Source organism: Gluconacetobacter tumulicola, assembly GCF_014174215.1.
GTDB classification, from domain to species: Bacteria; Pseudomonadota; Alphaproteobacteria; order Acetobacterales; family Acetobacteraceae; genus Gluconacetobacter; species Gluconacetobacter tumulicola.
This window is the reverse complement of record NZ_JABEQL010000009.1, coordinates 42,758-63,063: the sequence shown is the minus strand read 5'-3', so window position 1 is coordinate 63,063 and position 20,306 is coordinate 42,758. Positions and strand designations below refer to the sequence as shown.

The following is a 20,306-nucleotide window of genomic DNA, read 5'->3' as shown; positions in this document are numbered from 1 at the left end:
TACCCGCATGGCATGAATGCCCAGCCTCAGTCCGCGACGCCAGCGGACCCCGCCGCCCGTCGTCCCGCCACGGCCGTCATCCTGGCGGCGGGGATGGGAACGCGCATGAAATCCGACCAGCCGAAGGTGATGCACCCGCTCGCCGGCCGGCCGATGCTGCGCTACCTGCTGGATCACGCGGCCATGGTGTTCGACCGGATCGTGGTCGTCGTCGGGCCGGGCATGGAGCAGGTCGCGGCCCTTGCCGCGCCGCATCAGGTCGTCGTGCAGGCCGACCGGCTGGGCACCGCCCATGCCGCGGCCCAGGCGGCCGATCTGTTCGGCGACGGCGATGTCGCGGTGCTGTATGGCGACAATCCGCTGATCACGCCCGAGAGCATGCGCAACCTGGTGGCCTGCCGGGCAACCCCCGGCGTCGGGCTGGCGCTGATGGCGATGCGGCCCCGTGACCCGGGCCGTTACGGCCGGATCGTCAGCGAGGACGGGCTGGTGCGGCGGATCGTGGAATGGGCGGACGCGAGCGAGCAGGAACGGGCGATCGGCTTGTGCAATGCCGGCGTGCTGTGCGCCGAGGCCGGCAGCTTCCGGCGCTGGCTGTCCATGGTGCGCAACGACAATGCGCAGGGCGAATATTATCTGGGCGACGTGGTGGCCCTGGCCGTGGCCGAAGGGCAGCAGGTCCGCACGGTGGAGGCCCCTGAGGACGAGTTGCGCGGCATCAATTCCCGCGCCGAACTGGCCGAGGCCGAAGCCTGCGTCCAGAAGCGGCTGCGCGCGGCGGCGATGGATGCCGGTGTGACGCTGGTGACGCCGGAGACGGTCTTTCTCTCGGTCGATACGGTTTTCGAGACCGATGTGCTGGTTCAGCCCCATGTGGTGTTCGGGCCGGGGGTGCGCGTGCTTCGTGGGGCGGAAATCCGTGCCTTCAGCCATCTGGAAGGCTGCGTGGTCGGGCCGGGGGCGCTGATCGGGCCCTATGCGCGGCTGCGGCCGGGCAGCGATGTCGGGGCGGCGGCCCATGTGGGCAATTTCGTCGAGCTGAAGGGCACGACCCTTGGTGCCGGGGCGAAGGCCAACCATCTGGCCTATCTGGGGGATGCGGCGATCGGCGCCGGCACCAATGTCGGGGCCGGAACGATCACCTGCAATTATGACGGTGTGTTCAAGCATCGTACCGAGATCGGCGCGGATTGCTTCATCGGGTCGGACGCGATCCTGGTTGCGCCGGTGGCGATCGGCGATGGGGCACTGATCGCGGCGGGCAGCGTTATTACCGAGAATGTGGAGGCCGGCGCGCTGGCATTCGGGCGCGCGCGGCAGGAAAACAAGGACGGACGGGGGGCGGCGCTGCGCGACGCCCTGCGCAGGAAGAAGGAGCAGGGGTGATGTGTGGCATAGTCGGCGTCGTCGGCGGCAGGGACGCTACACCGATCATCTTCGACGCCCTGCGGCGGCTGGAATATCGCGGATATGATTCCGCCGGCATCGCGACGCTCGTGGATGGGCGGATCGAACGGCGCCGGGCGGCCGGTAAGCTGGACAATCTGGCGTCCGTGCTGGCACGCGCGCCGCTGGCCGGGGTGACGGGCATTGGCCATACGCGCTGGGCCACCCATGGCGCGCCGACCGAGAACAATGCCCATCCGCACGGCACGCCGCGCGTGTCGGTGGTGCATAACGGCATCATCGAGAATTTCGAGGCGTTGCGGCGGGAGCTGGAGCAGGCGGGCCACGTCTTCGTGACCGAGACCGACAGCGAGACCGTGGCGCAACTGGTCGATTTCCATCTGTCGCGCGGCCTCTCGCCGCGCGAGGCGGCGTTCGCCACGCTACGCCGGCTGGAAGGGGCCTATGCGCTGGCGATGATCTTCGCCGGGCATGACGACCTGCTGATCGGCGCGCGGCATGGGGCGCCGCTGGTGGTGGGCTACGGCGAGAACGAGATGTTCCTCGGTTCCGACAGCCTGGCCCTTGCGCCGCTGACGCGCCGCATCGCCTATCTGGACGATGGCGACTGGGTGATGGTGACGCCGGAGGGCGCGGAATTCTTCGATGCCTCGGGCGAGCGGGTGGAACGCGCGGTGCGCACCACGGCGCTGATCGCCGGTTCGGTCGGCAAGGATGGCTATCGCCACTATATGGACAAGGAACTGCACGAGCACCCGGTGGTGATCGGGCAGACCTTGCAGCGGCTGATCGACCCGGCAACGCGGCAGGTTGTGATGCCGGACCTGCCGTTCGACCTGGCGTCGCTGCCCCGTGCGGCGGTGACGGCCTGCGGTTCGGCCTTCTATGCCGGGCTGATCGGCCGTTACTGGCTGGAGGCAGTGGCGGGCCTGCCGGTCGATATCGATGTGGCCAGTGAGCTGCGTTATCGCGATCCGCCGCTGACGCCGGGCGGGCTTGGCCTGCTGATCTCGCAGTCGGGCGAGACGGCGGATACGCTGGCCGCGTTGCGCGGCATGCGGGCGCGCGGGCAGCATATCCTGTCGGTCCTGAACGTCGAGCAGAGCACGATGGCGCGCGAGAGCGATGTCGTGCTGGGCACTGTCGCCGGGCCTGAAATCTCCGTGGCCAGCACCAAGGCCTTCACCGCGCAGCTTTCGGTGCTGGCGTGCCTGACGATCGCGATCGGGCGGGCACGCGGCACGCTGTCGCTGGCGCAGGAGCAGGAACTGGTGGCCGAACTGCTGGACCTGCCCAGCCGTGCGAACGAGGTGTTCGACCAGGCGCCCGCCATCCGCGCGATGGCGGCGGTCGTCGCCGAGGCCCGCGACGTGCTGTATCTGGGGCGTGGATCGGCCTTTCCGGTGGCCATGGAAGGGGCGCTGAAGCTGAAGGAGGTCTCGTATATCCATGCCGAGGCCTATGCGGCGGGCGAGATGAAGCATGGCCCCATCTCGCTGATCGACAGCACGGTGCCGATCGTGGCCACGCTGCCCTCGGGCCGGCTGTTCGAGAAGACGCTCTCCAACCTGCAGGAAGCGCGTGCGCGGGGTGGCCGTCTGCTGGTCTTCACCGACACGCAGGGGGCGCCGCGCCTGCGCGGTCTGGCCGAAATCGTGGTTGCGCTGCCGACGGTGGGCGAATTCACCGCCCCGGTGCTGCAGACCATTCCGGTGCAGATGCTGGCCTATGAAGTGGCCCTGCTGAAGGGGACGGATGTGGACCAGCCGCGCAACCTGGCCAAGTCGGTCACCGTCGAATAGTCGATTGCCCCGGGGGGGGCGGCTCTGGCCTGTCCCCCCGGGGTGTTGTCTTCGGTCGCTGGAGGCAACATCCTCTCGCCGGCTATACGCCGGGCCTGCCCGGTGGTGGGAAGGGAGCGATGTCCATGACGAAGGTGGCAACCGGTGCGCGGCCGCGGGTTCTGGTGCGGGGGGCCGGCGTTGCGGGCCTGACCAGCGCGGTGACGCTGGCCGAACGTGGCGCCGACGTGGTGTTGCTGGAGATCGGCGGACGCGAGGGGGCTGGGGCATCGTGGATGGCGGGCGGCATGCTCGCGCCGTGGTGCGAGGCCGAATCCGCGCCGCCCGAGGTGACGCGCGATTCGATCGAATCGGTCGAGTGGTGGGCCGCCCATGTGCCGGACGTGGCGCGCAATGGCACGCTGGTCCTGGCGCCGCCGCGCGACGTTGCTGATATTACGAGATTTTCCCGGCGGACCAGCCATTTCGATCTGGTGGATGGCGATCGTATCGCCGAACTGGAACCTGATCTGGCCGGCCGGTTCGACAAGGGGCTGTTCTTTCCCGAGGAGGGGCATCTCGACCCCCGCAAGGCCCTGGCGGCGTTGCGCGAGCGGTTGATTGCGCTGGGGGGCACGGTTCAGCTCAACGCGCCGGCCGATCGCATGGCCGGTGATCCGTGGCATGGGGCGCGGCCCGACTGGGTGGTGGATTGCACCGGGATCGCCGCCGAAAAGCGGTTGACCGGACTGCGCGGCGTGCGGGGCGAAATGGTGCTGCTGCGCTGCCACGAGGTGACGCTGCATCGCCCCGTCCGCATGCTGCATCCGCGTATTCCGGTTTACATCGTGCCACGGGCGGACCATCTGTTCATGGTGGGGGCGACGATGGTCGAGAGTGAAAGTCTCGCCAGCATGACCCTGCGCTCGATGGTGGAACTGCTGACTGCAGCCTATGTGCTGCATCCGGCCTTCGGGGAAGCCGAAATCGTCGAGACCGGGGTTGGCGTGCGGCCCGCCTATCCGGACAATGTGCCGGCCGTGACCGTCGAGGGGCGCACGGTCTATGTGAACGGCATGTATCGCCATGGTTTCCTGCTGTCGCCCTCGCGGGCGCGGCGGGTGGGCGACATCGTGTTCGGTGCCTCTGCCGCCTGACGTTCCGGACGGAGCGATGTGCGTTATGCGGGGGCAGGGAGGAATGACATGAGGATACTGGTGAACGAGGAGCCTCGCGATATCGAGACGGCGACCCTGGCCGGCCTGCTGGACGAACTGGGCTATGGCGACGCCAGGGTGGCGACGGCGGTGAATGGTGCGTTCGTGCCGGCATCGCGGCGCGGTTCATTGACGCTGGACGAGGGGGCGCGGGTCGAGATCCTGGCGCCGATGCAGGGGGGATAGACCCATGCTGTTCTATGGTAGCGAACTGTCATCCCGGCTGATGCTGGGCACTGCCCAGTATCCGTCGCCCGAAATCCTGGCCGATTCCGTGCGGGCCGCCCGGGCGGGGGTGGTAACGGTGTCGCTGCGGCGCGAGTCGGTCGGAAGCCGCGCCGGACAGGCCTTCTGGTCGCTGATTCGTGACCTCGGCGTGCCCGTGCTGCCCAATACGGCCGGCTGCCATACGGTGAAGGAGGCGGTGACGACCGCCCACATGGCGCGCGAGGTCTTCGAGACCGACTGGATCAAGCTGGAGGTCATCGGGGAATCGGACACGCTGCAGCCCGACATGTTCGCGCTGGTCGAGGCGGCCCGAATCCTGAGCGAGGACGGGTTCAAGGTCTTTCCCTACATGACCGAGGATCTGGTCGGGGCCGAGCGGCTGTTGCGGGCGGGCTGCCAGGTGCTGATGCCCTGGGGGGCCCCGATCGGGTCCGGCAAGGGGCTGAACAATGTGTTCGGCCTGCGGGCATTGCGGGCGCATTTTCCCGATGTGCCGCTGGTGGTGGATGCCGGGATCGGCCTGCCGTCCCACGCGGCGCAGGCGATGGAACTGGGCTATGACGCGGTGCTGATCAATACCGCCGTGGCGCAGGCGGGCGATCCGGCCCGGATGGCGACGGCGTTTCGCCTGGCGGTCGAGGCCGGGCTGATCGCCCGCACCGCCGACCCGATGGAACAGCGCGACATGGCCGTGCCATCCACCCCCGTCCTCGGCCGGGCGGTGCTGGCATGACCCTGCCGTCGCGGATCTATCCGGTCGTCGACCGGGCGGAATGGGTCGATCGGCTGGGTGGGGCCGGGGCACGGCTGATCCAGCTGCGGGTCAAGGACCTGGAGGGCGCTGCCCTGCTGGCCGAAATCCGCACCGCCCGAGCATATGCCACGCGCCACGGCGTGTGCCTGGTGCTGAACGATTACTGGCGGCTGGCGCTGGATGAGGGGATCGGTTTCATCCATCTGGGCCAGGAGGATCTGGATGACGCCGATCTGGCGGCTATCCGGGCCGGTGGGTTGCGGCTGGGGGTGAGTACCCATTCTACCGGAGAACTCGACCGGGCCCTGTCGGTCGGACCCGATTATGTCGCCCTTGGCCCGGTCTGGCCGACGAAGCTGAAGCAGATGCCCTGGGTGCCGCAGGGCGTCGAGCGGCTGGGGGAATGGAAGCGGCTGGTCGGGTCGGTGCCCCTGGTGGCCATCGGCGGGATCACGCTGGCGCGCGCCGCGTCCTGTATCGCGGCGGGGGCGGACTGCGTTTCCGCCGTGTCCGACTTCATCGCCCAGCCGGACCCGGAAGGCCGGGTCCGGGCATGGCTGGCGGCCACCGCGGATGGTGCCGTGTTTCAGAACGGCAGCATAACGTGACCAGCCGGAGCCGTTGCCGCTAGCCAGCCGGTATGCTTTTTCGGGACAGTGGCACGGGCGGGGGAGAGTTGCCGCGTCGCGGGGCCACGGCCATCGGAAGGTCATACTCTCATGCCATGCCCGGCATGGGATGACAGAGAGGTGTTGACGGATGGCGGTGACAGGTCTGGCAGCGGTTCTTCTGGCGATCGCCGCACTTCTGGTGGTCGTCAGCGCGGTGCAGCCGGTCGCCCGACGCCTGGAGATCTCGGAGACGGTGCTGCTGGCGCTGGCGGGAATCGTGCTGGGCGGCAGTGCCGACCTGGTGCTGCGCTCGTCCTATACCGAACTGTTCAACGGCGCCGCCGAGACCCTGCTGGACTTTCCGCTGAACAGCGAAGCCTTTCTGCTGATCTTTCTGCCGGCGCTGGTGTTCCAGGGGGCGCTGGCCATCGATGTCCGCCGCCTGGCGCATGAGACGGCGACCGTGCTGCTGCTGGCGGTGGTTGCGGTGGTGGTCTCGACCGCGACCATCGGGCTTGCCCTGTTTCCCTTCGCCGGCCTGCCGCTGTCGGTCTGCCTGCTGCTGGGGGCGATCGTGGCGACCACCGATCCGTCGGCAGTGGCGGGAATCTTCCGCGATATCGGGGCCAGCAGCCGGCTGACCCGCCTGGTCGAGGGCGAGGCGCTGCTGAACGATGCGGCGGCGATCTCGATCTTCTCGCTGCTGCTGGCGGCGGTGACATCGCATCACCGCATTGCGCCGGGCAGCGCGCTGCTGGAGTTCCTGGTCTCGTTCACCGGTGCCATCGTCATGGGGGTACTGTTCGGGCGGCTGACGCTGCTGATGATCACCACCATCGGTGCGGCACCGGCGGCCGAGATCACGCTGACCGTGGCGCTGCCCTATATCGTCTATATCCTGTGTGATGAATTCCTGGGCTTCTCCGGCGTGGTTGCCGCCGCGTCGGCGGGGCTGACCATGTCGGTCTACGGGCCGTCGACCTTCCGGCCCCAGACGTGGCGCTTTCTCAATGAATTGTGGCAGCAACTGGTGTTCTGGGCCGGGTCGCTGGTGTTCGTGCTGGCGTCGATGCTGGTGCCGCGGCTGCTGGTGGGCATGACGCGCTGGGATTGCGTTCTGATCCTGCTGGCGACGGGGGCGGGGTTGCTGGCGCGCGGCGCGGTCGTGTTCGGCCTGCTGCCGCTGCTGGCGGCCACGCGCCTGTCGCCGCCGGTGCCCACGCCCTTCAAGGTGACGATGGTCTGGGGCGGACTGCGGGGGGCGATCACGCTGGCGCTGGCGCTGGCAGTGACCGAGAACCAGCATGTCTCGACCCCGGTGGCGCATTTCATCGGCATCATTGCCACCGGGTTCGTTCTGATCACGCTGTTCGTCAACGGCACCACGCTGCGTTATCTGGTGCTGTTCCTGAAGCTCGACCAGCTTTCGCCGATCGATCAGGCCCTGCGGCACCAGGTGCTGGGCATCGGGCTGGGCGAGGTGCGCGACCGCACCAGCGAGGTGGCCGAGGAACTGGGTTTCTCCCGTGCCGTGTCGGACACCGTCATCAGCCAGCTGGGCCGGCAGGTAGAGGAGGAGGAGCAGGCCAATACCTTCGACACCGCGCTGGGCGACCGGCAGAGGGTGACGCTGGCGCTGATCGTGATCGCGAACCGCGAACGATCGATCCTGCTGGACCTGTTCCGCATCCAGGGCCTGTCGCGGCCGGTGATGGAGACGCTGCTGCGTTCGGCCGAGGCGATGGTTGACGGTGCCCGGCTGGAAGGCCGCTTCGGCTATGTGCGCGCCCTGCGCCGGCGGCTGCGGCCGTCGCTGCGTTTCCGGCTGGCGCAGGGGATCCATCATCGCTTTCATTTCGACCAGCCGCTGATGTCCTGCATGAGCGAGCGGTTCGAGATGCTGATGATCAGCTATTTCGTCTCGCTGTCACTGATCCGCTTCATGCGCACCCGCATGGAGCCGACGCTGGGCAGTCGCATCGGCGAGATCGTCGGCGAGGTGCTGGAACGGCAGCGCAAGCTGCTGAACGAGGCGCTGCAGACGCTGCGGCTGCATTACCAGGGCTATTCGGAGGCGCTGGAAATGCGCCTGCTGCAGCAGGTCTCGCTGCGGCTGGAAGGCGAGGAATATGATTCCCTGCTGTCGGAATCGCTGATCAGCGACGAACTGCATCGGGAACTTCATCGCGATGTCGAACGGCGGCGCGGGCATCTGGGCGCTCCCCTGACATTCAATATCAAGGCCGGGATCGAGGCGCGGATGCGTGCGCTGCCGGTCTTCCGGGGCCTGTCGGACGAGGTTCTGCATACGCTCGCCCCGCAATTGTCGATCCATTTCACCTCGCCGGGCGAGCGGCTGTACCGGCGTGGGCATAGGGTCCGGGCCGTCTATTTCATCAGCGCGGGCCTGGCCGAGACCCATTACCCCGAACATGACGTCCGGTTCGGTTCCGGTGACGTGATCGGTGCGGAGGAGGCCCTGTCGCGCATGCCGGCGCGGGCGGTCACGCGGTCGTTGCAGTTCGGCCAGTTCCTGAGCATGAGCCCGCGGCGTTTCCGCCGGCTGGTGGCGGATTATCCGGAAATCCTGGCCAATCTCGATGAGTTGACCCGGGTGCGGCAGATGTCGGAACGGTCCGGGGTGACGCTGTTGCCGGGCGAAAGTGCGGTTCTGACGCCATCCGATGAGGCAATTGCGCTGGCGACGGCCGATCTGTCGGATGCGCTTCCCGTATCGGCCGACGAACAGGAGCACCGGCCGGTGCCCCCACCCTGAACGAAGGGGTTGGCGGCGGAGCATGGTCGGTTCGATACTGTTCTGATATCGGTACCGTGGGCTGGCGGTTGACTGCCTGCCCGCGACCCGATTTGTCTGGTCCGGAGGATTTGTATGCTGACATTGCAGGTAAACGGCGCGGCGCATCAGGTGGATGTTCCCGATGACATGCCGCTGCTGTGGGTCCTGCGGGATGTCCTGGGGCTGCCGGGCACGAAATTCGGCTGCGGTATCGGCGAATGCGGGGCCTGCACCGTCCATGTCGATGGCAAGGCCGTGCGGGCCTGTTCGCTGCCGGCCTCGCTGGTGGGCGACCGGCCGGTCACGACGATCGAGGGACTGGCCGAGGACGAGGTGGCGACGGAGGTCACGAAGGCCTGGCTGGATATCGATGTGGTGCAGTGCGGCTATTGCCAGCCCGGCCAGATCATGGCGGCCATCGCGCTGCTGAAGAGCAACCTGCATCCCTCGGATGACGAAATCGACCAGGCGATGTCGGGCAATATCTGTCGTTGCGGCACCTATCGCCGGATCCGCGCGGCTATCCGTAACGTGGCCGGAGCGGTCTGATGCCTGTCGGAACGATTGCGATTTCGCGCCGCCGCGCCTTGCTCGGGGCCGGCGGCCTGCTGATGGCGGCGATGGTGCCGCAGGGGTCGTTGCGGGCGACGACGCGGATCGTCGAGGACCAGACTGGTCCGTTCGCCCCCAACGCCTTCGTGCGGATCGCGCCGGATGGCAGCATCACGCTGATCCTGCCGAATGTCGAAATGGGGCAGGGGATCTATACGGGTGAGGCAATGCTGATCGCCGAGGAACTGGACGTGGGGCTGGACCAGATCCAGATCGAAGCGGCGCCGCCGGACGATGCCTATATCACCAAGGCGCTGGGGACGGAGGCCACCGGCGGATCGACCTCGACGATCGCGACCTGGACCAGCCTGCGCGAGGCCGGCGCCGTGGCCCGCACCTTGCTGGTCCGCGCGGCGGCCAACCGCTGGATGGTCGATCCGGCATCGTGCCAGACCGAGGCCGGGATGGTGCGCCATGGGCCCACCGGGCGCACCCTGACCTATGGCGAGCTGGCGGTCGAGGCCGCTGCCCTGCCGGTTCCGACCAGCCCGGTCGCCTTGCGCGATCCGTCGACCTTCCGACTGATCGGACATGCCCAGCATCGGCTGGACGGGCCGGCCAAGGTCGCCGGCACGGCGACCTTCGGCATCGACATCCGGCAACCGGACATGAAATTCGGCACCGTTGCGGCGTGCCCGGTGATGGGCGGCGTGCTGCTGCATGTCGATGACAGTGCCGCGCGGAAGATTCCCGGCGTGCGGGAGGTGCTGACGATCGGCAACGCGGTCTGTGTGGTGGGTGACCATTTCTGGGCCGCGCGCAAGGGGCTGGAAGCCCTGGAGATCACCTGGGACGAGGGGGTCAATTCCACCGTCTCCACGGAGACGGTCTATCGCGGACTGCATGAGGCCCTGCAGGGGCCGGCCATCGTCGCCCACACCAAGGGCGATGCCAAGGGGGCCATTGCCGGGGCCGCGACGCGGGTGGAGGCGGTCTATCAGCAGCCGCTGCTGGCACATGCGCCTATGGAGCCGATCAACTGCACCGTGCATGTGACGGCCGAACGATGCGATATCTGGGTGGGCACCCAAGTGCCGATGCGGGCCCGCGATGCGGCGGCCGAGGTGACGGGCCTGCCGAAGGACAAGGTCTTTCTGCACAACCAGTATATCGGCGGCGGCTTCGGACGGCGGCTGGAGCATGAATATGTCACGCAGGCGGTGCAGTTTGCCCGCCAGGTGGCCTATCCGCTCAAGATCGTCTGGAGCCGCGAGGAGGACCTGGCGCTGGACCGGTACCGCCCAGCCTATGTCGACCATCTGGTGGGCGGGCTGGACGCGCATGGCAAGCTGGTCGGGTTGTCGCACCGCATCGTCGGGCCGGCGGTGGTTGCGCGCTGGGCGCCCGAGGCGCTGCTGCCGAATGGTGTCGATGACGACCTGCTGGCCGCGACGGTCGAGACGCCTTATGCGATCCCCGCGATGTTCCTGGATTATGCGCGGCGCGAGGCGCCGGGGGTCGTGACCGCCTGGTGGCGAGGGGTGGGCGGGACGCGCGGGGTCTTCGTCATCGAGAGCTTTATCGACGAGCTGGCGGCCAGCGCGAAGGTCGATCCGGTGGAGTTCCGCCGTCGCATGACGGGCGACCATCCCCGCGCCCGTGCGGTGCTGGACCTGGCGGCCGAGAAGGCGGAGTGGGGCAGCAAGCTGCCGGAGGGCGTCGGGCGCGGCGTGGCGCTGCAATATGTCTTCGGCTCGTACCTCGCCACCGTGATGGAGGTCGAGCTCTCCCAGATGGGGACGGTGCGCGTCCGCCGTGCCGTCGTGGCCGTGGATTGCGGACGGGTGGTCAATCCCGACCAGGTCGTGTCGCAGATCGAGGGGGGGCTGATCTTCGGCCTGAGCGCCGCCCTGTTCAACGAGGTTACGCTGGAGAAGGGGCGGGTGCAGGAAAAGAATTTCAATACCTACAGGGTCCTGCGCATGAACGAATCCCCGGCCATCGAAGTGCATCTGATCGACAGCACCGAGGACCCGGGCGGCATCGGCGAGACCGGGACGGCCGCCGCCGCCGCCGCCGCGGCCAATGCGATGGCCGCCGCCACAGGCCGGCGCTATCGCCGGTTGCCTCTGACGGGAGTGCAGGCATGAGCCGCCCATCCATAATGCGCCTCGGGCGCCGGGCCGCCGGCATGGCCGTTCTGGCCGGGATGGTGCTGACCTGCGTTGCTGCGCGGGCGCAGGATGCCGATCTGGCGCGGCGCGGCGCCTATCTGGAACAGGCGGCGGATTGCGAGGTCTGCCACACGAAGCCGGGTGGTATCCCCTTCGCCGGGGGGCGCGCGTTCGATCTGCCGGGGATCGGCACCATCTATGCGCCCAATATCACTCCGGATCGTGAAACCGGGATCGGGCGCTATACCGATGCGCAGTTCGATGCGGCTGTTCGTCGCGGCGTGGCGCCCGGCTGGCGGCATCTCTATCCCGTTATGCCCTACGCGTCCTACGCCAGGATGACGGAGGGGGATGTTCGCGCCATTCGCGCCTATCTGATGACCCTGCGGCCGGTCCATGCGCCGGCACCGGCCAATCAGGTGCGCTTTCCCTATAATATCCGGTTCGCGATGATCGGGTGGAACCTGCTTTATCGCCCGTCGGGGCCTCTGGCGGACGATCCGGGGCGCTCGGCGGCGTGGAACCGGGGGCGCTATCTGGTCGATGCCGCGGGCCATTGCGGCGAATGCCATTCGCCCCGGAACATGCTCCAGGCGCTGTCGGTGACGAAATCCTATGCCGGGGCGCCGATCGATGGCTGGCTGGCCTATAATATCTCGTCGGATGTCGATAGCGGCATTGGCGCGTGGAGCGACCCGCAACTGGCGGCCTACCTCTCCACCGGGCACGCCGACGGGCGCGGTACCGCCGTGGGGCCGATGGCGGAGGTGGTCAGCCACAGCCTGCGCTATCTGACGCCGGAGGATATCGCGGCGATGGTGACCTATCTGCGCAGCCTGCCCGCGCGGCGCTCGGAGGAAACCGTTGGCGTCGTGTCACCGGAGACCCTTGCCCAGGCGGGCCCGAATCATAGCAATGGCGGGCGGCTGTTCGCCGGTGCCTGTGCCGGATGCCATCTGACGGACGGGCATGGCCGGCAGGTCGATTTTGCGGCCCTGTGGGGCGCGCGCAGCCTGGGTGAGATCGACGGGCGGAATCTGGTCCGGACCATGGTTGAGGGCGTAACGCTGCAAAGCGCGCATGGGGCGATGATCATGCCGGCATTCGGGCCCGAATATCGCAACCAGGATCTGGCCGACATCGCGAACTATGCCATCGGTCATTTCGGGAATCGGGTCGGCCATGTGACGGCCGAGGACGTCGCCGCCGCCCGGGCAGGCGTCCCGCCATCCTGAGCGGGACGAACTCACGATGACGGCTCAGGGCCCGCCATGTGCGGGCCTGACCGGATTGTCTGTATAGAGTGAAAAGACCGACCGATGGTAGCGGCGGACGGATTTGAACCGCCGACCAAGGGATTATGATTCCCCTGCTCTACCGCTGAGCTACGCCGCCATCATGTCGGTGAGGTGGGAGATATCGCCCCGTCCGGGTAAAGTCAACCCACGGATCGTGTTTGAAGTGAGGGCTCTCATCATGGTTAAAGAAGCGCCTCGTCCCCATTGATATGACGCCATTCATGCCGTCGGCATTCCGCGTTGCCCCTACGGAAAGAGTGAACCCGGATTCGTGAAAAGCGCCTTCATCGACCTCCTGACCCAGATTCGCGAGTCCTTCGACTGGCTCCCCGCCACCATGGCCTCGGTACTGATGCTGTGCGCGGCGGTGCTGATGGCCGAGATCTGTAGCCGGATCATGACCAAGCTGGTCCTGCGCATTCCGGGACAGAAGAGGGGGGCGTTCGTCCGGTCGTTCACGACGGCGATGCAGCGTCCGGCGCGGGTGATGCTGGCGATTATCTTCGTTGGGACCGCGCTACCGGTTTCAGACTTTTCCTATCGCACGATGCAATGGGCCGGCCATGGGCTGCTGGTGCTGTTCGTGCTGATGGTGGGCTATGCCGCGATCGTGGCCATGCGCATCCTGTCCGATGCCTATCTGGCGCGGATCACCGGCAAGGATGACCGCGACGATATCCTGCTGCGCACTCACATGACCCAGGTCCGCGTGCTGCGGCGCATGGCGGATATTCTGGTCGGGCTGCTGACGGTCGGATCGGCGCTGATGACGTTCGAATCGGTGCGGGAATATGGGCTGAGCCTGTTTGCGTCGGCGGGCGCGGCCTCCGTGGTGGTGGGCCTGGCGGCCCGTCCGCTGCTGACCAATCTGATCGCGGGCATGCAGATCGCCATGACGCAGCCGATTCGCATGGAAGATCTGATCATCATCAATGGCGACTGGGCGTGGGTGGAGGAAATCACCGCCACCTATGTCGTGCTGCGGGTCTGGGACTGGCGGCGGCATATCGTGCCGATCTCCTGGTTCCTGGAAAATCCGTTCCAGAACTGGACCCATAATTCGGCGGCGCTGATCGGCGTGGTGTTCCTGTATGTCGATTTCCATGCGCCCATGGACCGTATCCGCGTGCGCCTGCGTGAGATCGTGCATGCCAGCCCGCTGTGGGATGGCAAGGTGTTCGATGTGCAGGTGGCCGATTGCAGCGCCCAGGTCATGACCGTGCGAATCATCGCCAGCGCGCGCTCGGCGATGGTGAGCTGGGATCTGCGGTGCGAGATTCGGGAAAAGATCATCGTCTTTCTGCGGGACGAGTGCCCCGAGGCCCTGCCGCGCGAGCGGCTGGCCCATGTCTCGTCCCTGGCGGGGCAGGAGGCCCTGATGGTGGCGCCCCTGATCGATCGGCCCCCGCCGGGGGCCTATACCGGCCCCTCCGGCCCGTAAGCGCCAGCCCATGCATAGTGCGGGCGGCTTTATCGGCCGCCCGCTATTCATCCAAAGCCTGACTGGAAATGTGGGCTGGTGAGCGAGAGCGGCCCGAAGGGTCGCGCCCGTCGTGTGTTTCCGAGCATCGCAGCGGAGCGGCCTTGCTGGCCGTGAGCCGCGAAGCACAGGAAACGCGTGTCGGATCGCCACCAGCGCGCATTTCCGGTCAGGCTTTTAAACGATTGCCGTGCTGTCTTCCCGGCCCAGGCGCGAGTGGGAGTGGCCGTAGAGTATGTAGCTGAGGATGCCCAGTATCACATAGGTGCCCAGCAGGATCATCGGCAGCGGGTTGCCGTTGAACAATGCGCGGACCATGTCCACGAACAGCGGACCGGCCATGATCAGGCAGAACAGGATGCCCAGCGCCGGCACCACGCCGATCCACACGCCGCCGATCCGGATGCCCCCGAGGGGCACGCTGAAGGGACGCGGAAGATCGGGCCGTGCGTTGCGCTGCCAGATGACCGTGAAGCAGACGATGCCGAAGGCGGCGGCGGTGCCCAGGCTGACCAGGTCGCTGATGATGTCGATCGGCAGTGTTGCGGTGGCGACCGCCACGATCGCGCCCAGTACCATGGTCCCGACCCAGGGCGTGCGGAAGGTGGGATGCAGGCGGCAGAAGATCGGCGGCAGCAGCCCGTCGCGGGCGATGGTGAAGAAGACGCGGGTCTGGCCATAGAGCAGGCCCAGGATCACCGAGCAGAGGCCGACCACGGCGCCGACCTTGATCATCAGCGCCAGCCAGGGCTGGCCGATCGCGTCGACGGCGATGGCCAGCGGGTCGGCCACGCCCAGCTGGCGGAAGGGAACGACCCCGATCAGCACCGTTGCAACGCACATATAGACCAGCGTGCAGAACACCAGCGAGCCGATGATGCCCAGCGGCACGTCCCGCTTCGGGTTGCGGGCTTCGGCCGAGGCGGTCGACACGGTCTCGAACCCCACATAGGCGAAGAAGATCACCGAGGCGGCGCGAAAGATGCCGGGCACCCCGAAATGAAACCCGCCTTCGCTGGGCGGAATGAAGGGCAGCAGGTTGCGGGGATGGACGTAGCGGATGCCGAAGACCAGGAAGAGCATCAGCACGCCGACCTTCACGAACACGATCAGCGTGTTGATCCGTGCCGATTCCTCGATGCCGAGAACCAGCAGCCCCGTGACCACGACCACCGACAGGGCGCCCACCAGATCGAGCCTGGGGGCCACCAGCAGGCTGGCGCCGTGGGCCGTGGGCAAGGTCTGGACCAGGGTGGTACTCAGGAACGTGGGCACATGGACGCCCAGATCGTGGAGCAGGCTGGTGGCGTATCCGGAAAAGCCTGCCGCTACGCCGGCGCAGGACACGCCATATTCCAGCAGCAGCAGCCAGCCGACCGCCCAGGCCGCACCCTCGCCCATCGAGACATAGGCATAGCTGTAGGCCGAACCGGAAACCGGCATCGTGGAGGCCAGTTCGCCGTACGACAGCGCGGTGAACAGGCATGCCAGGCCGGCGACGAGGAACGAGAGCAGGATGGCCGGGCCCGCGTAATTGGCGGCGGCGGTGCCCGTCATGACGTAAATTCCGGCGCCGATGGTCGAGCCGATACCCAGCATCATCAGCTGGATGGGACCAAGGGTGCGCCGTAACCCGTGGTTCTGGCTCTCGGATTCGATTTGCTGGATGGTTTTGCGAAGCCGCAGGCGGCTGGTAGAAGCTGGCGGGAGAGACATAAAATTCACAATATCAGATCGGGGAAAGCCTGTATCGTTGCAAAAGCTGTTCCTGTGCAAGATGGCAGGCAACGCGCGCCGGATTGCCGCCGGCGCGCATGTGTAGCCAGGCCGCTTAGTGGCGGTGGTCGCCCAGGATCGTGGCCACGGTCGGCTCGATGATCCGTGCGATGTCCTGTTGTGCAGCCGCCGTCGGGTGGAGCGGCGGGTCGGGCGGGGTCAGGTGCGGGTCCAGGAAGCGTGACGGGTCGGGCGCGCCGTTTGCTTCCACGGCCGCTCCGGCATCCTGCAGGTGCAGCCACGGGCGGCCCCGGCGGATATCCGCCGCCAGCATGCTGTTCAGCTGCCGGGTGTTCGCGCTGACCCAGGCCGAGCGGATCGAGGGCAGGACCTCCAGCAGCAGGATTTGCGTGGTCGGGAAGCGGGCATGGATCGCATCGGCGATGCGGGTGATGCCGGGATAGGTATGGGCCGCGTCGGTATGGACATGGCCGAAATTATTGGCGCCGATCACGACCACGAACAGGCGTGGCGGGGTGCGGAAATCCAGCTCGCCATGGGCCAGCCGCCACAGGACATGGCAGGTGCTGTCGCCCTTGAAGCCCAGATTGATGGCGTGCCGGTCGCCGTAATAATGCTGCCAGACCGGTGCGAAATCGCGCCAGGGTTCCGGCCCGTTGCGCTCCCAGTTCTGGGTGATGGAATCCCCCAGCCACACCAGATCGTAACGGCCGCTGGTGATTTCCGCCTGCTTGTCGGCGAAGCGCTGGTGCCACCACGGCGTATCCATGCGCGAGACCTGTTCGACGGCCAGATTGGCGGTTGCGGCCGGCGCGGCGGCCGGTGCGGCGAGGGCGAGCAGGGCGGTGATCGCCAGCAGGGGGCGAAGGGAGCGTGTCATGATATCCGGAATGCTATGAGGCCGTTTGAAACGTGTCGATGCCGGGCAGGAGCGGGCCGGCACGCGCGGTAAGCAGCGAAGTGCCACAAACGCGCGTCGGATTGGCGGCGCGGCAGCACTTTGCAAACGGCCTCTTAATGGCCGAGGACGAAATAGGCGATGGCACCGGCAATGATGCAGTAATAGCCGAACGGGCGCAGCGCCCACTGCTCGTGCTGGCGGAAATAGCGCATCAGGAAGGCGGTGCTGGCCAGGGCGGTCACGGCCGCCACCACCGCGGCCACGGTGGCCAACTGCATCTGTCCGGGTGCGAGGGTGACGTGGCGCATGTGCGCGGCCTCGCGTACCGCGGCACCGATGATGACCGGCTGGGCCATCAGGAACGAGAAATGCGCGGCGCCTTCATGGTTGAGCCTGCGGAACAGGCCGCCGACCATGGTGGCCCCCGAGCGGGAGATGCCGGGGAAGAAGGCGAGGCACTGCCACAGGCCGATGATCAGGGCATCGGCATAGGTGAGCGATGCGATGGGGCGCCCGAGCTGGATGGCGCGGCTGCCGCGCAGCCGGTCGGCGATCAGCAGCAGGAAGCCGTTGAGGACGAGGAAGATGGCGGCATAGCGGGCGCTCCCGAACAGTGCGCGCAGCCAATGTTCCAGCAGCCCGCCGATGATGACGGCGGGAATGGTCGCCACGATCAGCAGGGCGAGGATGTGGATGCTCTCGGCCTGTCGCTGGCTGCCGCTGCGGCCGGTGATGCCCTGGAAGATGGCCACCCAGTCGCTACGGAAGAAATACAGCAGCGCGACGGCCGTCCCCAGATGCAGCATGACCAGGAAGGGGAGGAAGATTTCCCCCTGCGGGTCGAACACCCAGCCGAGCAGGGCGGGGACAATGACGGCGTGGCCCAGGCTGCTGACCGGAAAGAGTTCGGTCGCCCCCTGGAGGATCGCGATCATGATGGCTTGGAAAACTGTCATTGTCCGGCTGTCCATGGCGATTTAGACTGGCGTGGTGCCCATTTTTTATCAGTTCGGCAAGCACTTGCCGGAGAGTGTGGCGAATTGTGGGTCAACGGGAAGAGGAGAGGGGCATTTGGTGCGGGAAAAAGGAAGCGCGATCGTCTTCAGCAGCCTGGTCCTGCTGGTGGCGGCCGTATTCTACGTCTACGCCCGGGCCTCGCAGACCGACCTGAGTCATGATCGCTATCCGCTGACGGCGCGGTTCATTTCGGCCAATGGGCTGCATGTGGGGGCGGATGTCCAGTTGGCCGGCGTGCCCGTGGGGCGTGTGACCGACATTGTCCTGGATCCTGTGATGGCGGTGGCGAATGTGCGCTTTACGGTGGATCGGGCGCTGTCCCTGCCGGCCGACAGCGGGGTGATGATCGGCAGCGCGACCATGACCAGCGACGATTCGCTGATGATCCAGCCCGGCACGGCGAAGGAGCGGCTGGCTCCCGGCGCGGTGATTACCAACGCGCAGGAAGCTGTCAGCCTGGAGCAGCAGGTCAGTAATTATATCTTCGGGAATGGCGGCCTGTCCTCCGATTCGACGCCGTAGCGCGCGCCGGATTGCCCGGTGCGGCGCTGCTGAACCGGCTCTCAGTCATTAAGCGGATAGGAGGCCAGGAGTTTCTTCTGGCGACGCCAGTAACGCAGCATCGTGAAGGCCCCGGCCGATCGCCAGCCGGCCTTCTTCTTCTTTGCGCCGATGCGAAACGTTTCGCGGTAATGCATGAACTGCGCGGCATAGGCCTCGCGCAATGTGGTGCGCGAATCCCAGATATGGGTTGCCTCGGATCCCACACCGTTGATTTCGATGATCTCGAACCCATGGCCGAGTCGGAGTGCGGCTACCGATTCGAATTTCAGGTCGATTCGCCCGAAATGGAAATCCGGTATGTCGCGCATGATCCGGTCGATCTGTTCCGTCAGGGCCGGGGTGACGTCGTCGGCGCCGTTGCGGAAGATCGAGCCCTTGCAATGATTGCCGGCGAAGACCAGGCGCATCGTCTCGCCCGCCGGCAGGATGTCATGCACCCGCGTACCGAGCCGGGGCAGGTAGAGATGCGGCACCAGGCGGGTGCGGGCATCGGCGTCGATCAGCTGGCGGACGGTCGAGCGGCCATCCCCGACCAGAACTGGTGCTTCCTTGTAGGTCATCGACGTGATCCGGCCCCGCTCTTCGTCCGGATGGCGGATGTAGAAGATGCCGGCCTCGTGCTCGTAGGGGATCAGGCGCTGCATCACCAGCCGGATTCCGGCGGGGAACAGGGCCAGGGCCGTGGCCAGTTCCCGGGGAGTCGTGACCAGCTTCACGCCCGTGCCGTTGCATCCGATATCCGGCTTCAGGACCACCGGCAGCGTCAGCCCGGCCCGTGCCAGGGCCGCGGTCGCCGCGGCCTCGTCGTCGGTCGAGCCGGTGGCGACGGTGGTGTAAGGTGCGATCCACTGGCGCGCGACGTCGCCGGCCATGTCCAGAATGTCGGTCTTGCTTTCGCCGCACAGCCCGCCGGTTTCGATCCGTGGATTTGCGGCGGTGGGCAGGCTGAGGTCGCCATGCCGCAGCCCCATCAGAATCCAGTAGAGGACGATGGGGGTGTAGAAGGCCCAGCCCGGCCAGAATTCGAACATCGACAGCGGAGAGGGTGGCCGGGATGCGCCGGCCTGGGGCGTGGCTGCGGTGGAGGCATGGGTCATCGGGACGGACTCCGCACATTGGCCACGATCCGGCCGACGAGAAGGATGGTCAGGGCGAATCCTCCCATTCCGGCCCATTTCCATGCACCCAGATGCGTGATCAGGAAATGGCCGACCTGTAGCGATACCGCGAAGAGCAATGTTGTCCAGATCAGGGTTGCCAGGATGGCCGCCAGGGCGAAGCGACGCACCGATGCGCCGAAAAACCCGCACGCCGTATAGAGCGGCAACCGGGCGCCGGGGATGAAGCGGCTGATGAACACGATGCGGAACACGTTCCGGCCGAACCAGTTTCCGCCATTCTCGTCCTGGGGGACCTTGACCCACCGCCGGGCCGCCGGCCACAGGGCCGCGAGCCTGCCCAAGCCGTACAGGCCCAGGTCGCCGGCCACGATCCCGACATAAAGCGCGAGTAAGGCAACGGGCAGGGCGACCTGGCCGGTCTGGACCTCCATGGCGGTCAGGATGGTCGCGGCGTCTTCGAGGATGAACGTGCCGATGATGATGACCAGCGCCTGGATTGCGGGCGCGGCACCGGCTTTGGCGAACAGGGCGGAGAGTGAGGGAAACATGACCGTGGCGCCGCCGTTCAATCCCGGAACGGCAGAAAGAAGCGGGTCGGAATCCTCACGTCGTGAACCTCTTGCCCATGGAATCCGTTCCGCGCGGCCGCCGGACGGGCCGGCCGGGG

Annotated in this window: 17 protein-coding genes and 1 tRNA gene; 12 read left to right on the top strand and 6 right to left on the bottom strand. The window is 66.9% G+C overall.

Features of this window, described 5'->3' with window-relative positions; all coding sequences use genetic code 11:
• Nucleotides 1–12: 12 nt before the first annotated feature.
• The 10 genes from glmU (at nucleotide 13) to HLH29_RS08520 (ending at nucleotide 12,756) form a co-directional block, all read left to right on the top strand.
• Entirely contained in the window at nucleotides 13–1,386 is a 1,374-nt protein-coding gene (glmU, locus tag HLH29_RS08565) for a bifunctional UDP-N-acetylglucosamine diphosphorylase/glucosamine-1-phosphate N-acetyltransferase GlmU (protein WP_182965922.1), read from the top strand.
• Nucleotides 1,386–3,209, top strand: coding sequence for a glutamine--fructose-6-phosphate transaminase (isomerizing) (gene glmS, locus HLH29_RS08560; RefSeq protein WP_182965794.1), 1,824 nt, complete (start codon nucleotides 1,386–1,388; stop codon nucleotides 3,207–3,209). Before glmU ends, glmS begins: the two co-directional genes overlap by 1 nt.
• A gap of 119 nt (nucleotides 3,210–3,328) precedes the next feature.
• Nucleotides 3,329–4,345, top strand: a complete 1,017-nt coding sequence (locus HLH29_RS08555; RefSeq protein WP_408871953.1) for an FAD-dependent oxidoreductase — start codon at nucleotides 3,329–3,331, stop codon at nucleotides 4,343–4,345.
• A gap of 48 nt (nucleotides 4,346–4,393) precedes the next feature.
• Nucleotides 4,394–4,591, top strand: a complete 198-nt coding sequence (gene thiS, locus HLH29_RS08550; RefSeq protein ID WP_182965790.1) for a sulfur carrier protein ThiS — start codon at nucleotides 4,394–4,396, stop codon at nucleotides 4,589–4,591.
• Between the two features lie 4 nt (nucleotides 4,592–4,595).
• On the top strand, nucleotides 4,596–5,366 hold the full coding sequence (locus HLH29_RS08545) for a thiazole synthase (protein WP_182965788.1): 771 nt from the start codon (nucleotides 4,596–4,598) through the stop codon (nucleotides 5,364–5,366).
• Complete coding sequence (locus tag HLH29_RS08540; protein ID WP_182965787.1) at nucleotides 5,363–5,995, top strand: thiamine phosphate synthase; 633 nt, start codon at nucleotides 5,363–5,365, stop codon at nucleotides 5,993–5,995. The genes HLH29_RS08545 and HLH29_RS08540 overlap by 4 nt, the downstream gene beginning before the upstream one ends.
• A gap of 151 nt (nucleotides 5,996–6,146) precedes the next feature.
• Nucleotides 6,147–8,774 carry a cation:proton antiporter domain-containing protein gene (locus HLH29_RS08535; RefSeq protein ID WP_182965785.1) on the top strand — a complete coding sequence of 876 codons (2,628 nt, stop codon included), beginning with the start codon at nucleotides 6,147–6,149 and terminating at the stop codon, nucleotides 8,772–8,774.
• A 114-nt stretch (nucleotides 8,775–8,888) separates the two neighbouring features.
• Complete coding sequence (locus tag HLH29_RS08530) at nucleotides 8,889–9,344, top strand: (2Fe-2S)-binding protein (RefSeq protein ID WP_182965783.1); 456 nt, start codon at nucleotides 8,889–8,891, stop codon at nucleotides 9,342–9,344.
• Entirely contained in the window at nucleotides 9,344–11,497 is a 2,154-nt protein-coding gene (locus tag HLH29_RS08525) for a xanthine dehydrogenase family protein molybdopterin-binding subunit (protein WP_182965781.1), read from the top strand. The genes HLH29_RS08530 and HLH29_RS08525 overlap by 1 nt, the downstream gene beginning before the upstream one ends.
• A complete protein-coding gene (locus HLH29_RS08520) occupies nucleotides 11,494–12,756 on the top strand; it encodes a c-type cytochrome (RefSeq protein WP_182965779.1) in 1,263 nt (420 codons plus the stop codon). The genes HLH29_RS08525 and HLH29_RS08520 overlap by 4 nt, the downstream gene beginning before the upstream one ends.
• Before the next feature lie 85 nt (nucleotides 12,757–12,841).
• On the opposite strand, the gene HLH29_RS08515 is transcribed toward HLH29_RS08520, so the two are convergent.
• Nucleotides 12,842–12,916: transfer RNA gene (locus HLH29_RS08515), tRNA-Met, on the bottom strand.
• Between the two features lie 174 nt (nucleotides 12,917–13,090).
• Between HLH29_RS08515 and HLH29_RS08510 the strand changes: the two genes are divergently transcribed.
• Nucleotides 13,091–14,260 (top strand): mechanosensitive ion channel domain-containing protein, encoded by a 1,170-nt coding sequence (locus tag HLH29_RS08510; RefSeq protein ID WP_182965777.1) that lies wholly within the window; start codon nucleotides 13,091–13,093, stop codon nucleotides 14,258–14,260.
• Between the two features lie 216 nt (nucleotides 14,261–14,476).
• Here the strand turns inward: HLH29_RS08510 and HLH29_RS08505 are convergent, their stop codons facing one another.
• The 3 genes from HLH29_RS08505 to HLH29_RS08495 all read right to left on the bottom strand — a co-directional run bounded on the left by HLH29_RS08505 (nucleotide 14,477) and on the right by HLH29_RS08495 (nucleotide 17,893).
• Complete coding sequence (locus tag HLH29_RS08505) at nucleotides 14,477–16,015, bottom strand: APC family permease (protein WP_182965775.1); 1,539 nt, start codon at nucleotides 16,013–16,015, stop codon at nucleotides 14,477–14,479.
• A 115-nt stretch (nucleotides 16,016–16,130) separates the two neighbouring features.
• Complete coding sequence (locus HLH29_RS08500; RefSeq protein WP_182965773.1) at nucleotides 16,131–16,916, bottom strand: GDSL-type esterase/lipase family protein; 786 nt, start codon at nucleotides 16,914–16,916, stop codon at nucleotides 16,131–16,133.
• A gap of 134 nt (nucleotides 16,917–17,050) precedes the next feature.
• The gene (locus HLH29_RS08495) at nucleotides 17,051–17,893 is read right to left on the bottom strand and encodes an undecaprenyl-diphosphate phosphatase (RefSeq protein ID WP_182965771.1); all 843 of its coding nucleotides are present in this window, start codon (nucleotides 17,891–17,893) and stop codon (nucleotides 17,051–17,053) included.
• Between the two features lie 115 nt (nucleotides 17,894–18,008).
• On the opposite strand from HLH29_RS08495, the gene HLH29_RS08490 reads away from it, so the two are divergent.
• The gene (locus tag HLH29_RS08490) at nucleotides 18,009–18,476 is read left to right on the top strand and encodes an MlaD family protein (protein WP_182965769.1); all 468 of its coding nucleotides are present in this window, start codon (nucleotides 18,009–18,011) and stop codon (nucleotides 18,474–18,476) included.
• Between the two features lie 41 nt (nucleotides 18,477–18,517).
• On the opposite strand, the gene HLH29_RS08485 is transcribed toward HLH29_RS08490, so the two are convergent.
• Together HLH29_RS08485 and HLH29_RS08480 are read right to left on the bottom strand one after the other, a co-directional pair.
• A complete protein-coding gene (locus HLH29_RS08485; RefSeq protein WP_182965767.1) occupies nucleotides 18,518–19,615 on the bottom strand; it encodes a D-alanine--D-alanine ligase in 1,098 nt (365 codons plus the stop codon).
• Entirely contained in the window at nucleotides 19,612–20,187 is a 576-nt protein-coding gene (locus HLH29_RS08480) for a DedA family protein (RefSeq protein ID WP_182965765.1), read from the bottom strand. Before HLH29_RS08480 ends, HLH29_RS08485 begins: the two co-directional genes overlap by 4 nt.
• Nucleotides 20,188–20,306: the final 119 nt, after the last annotated feature.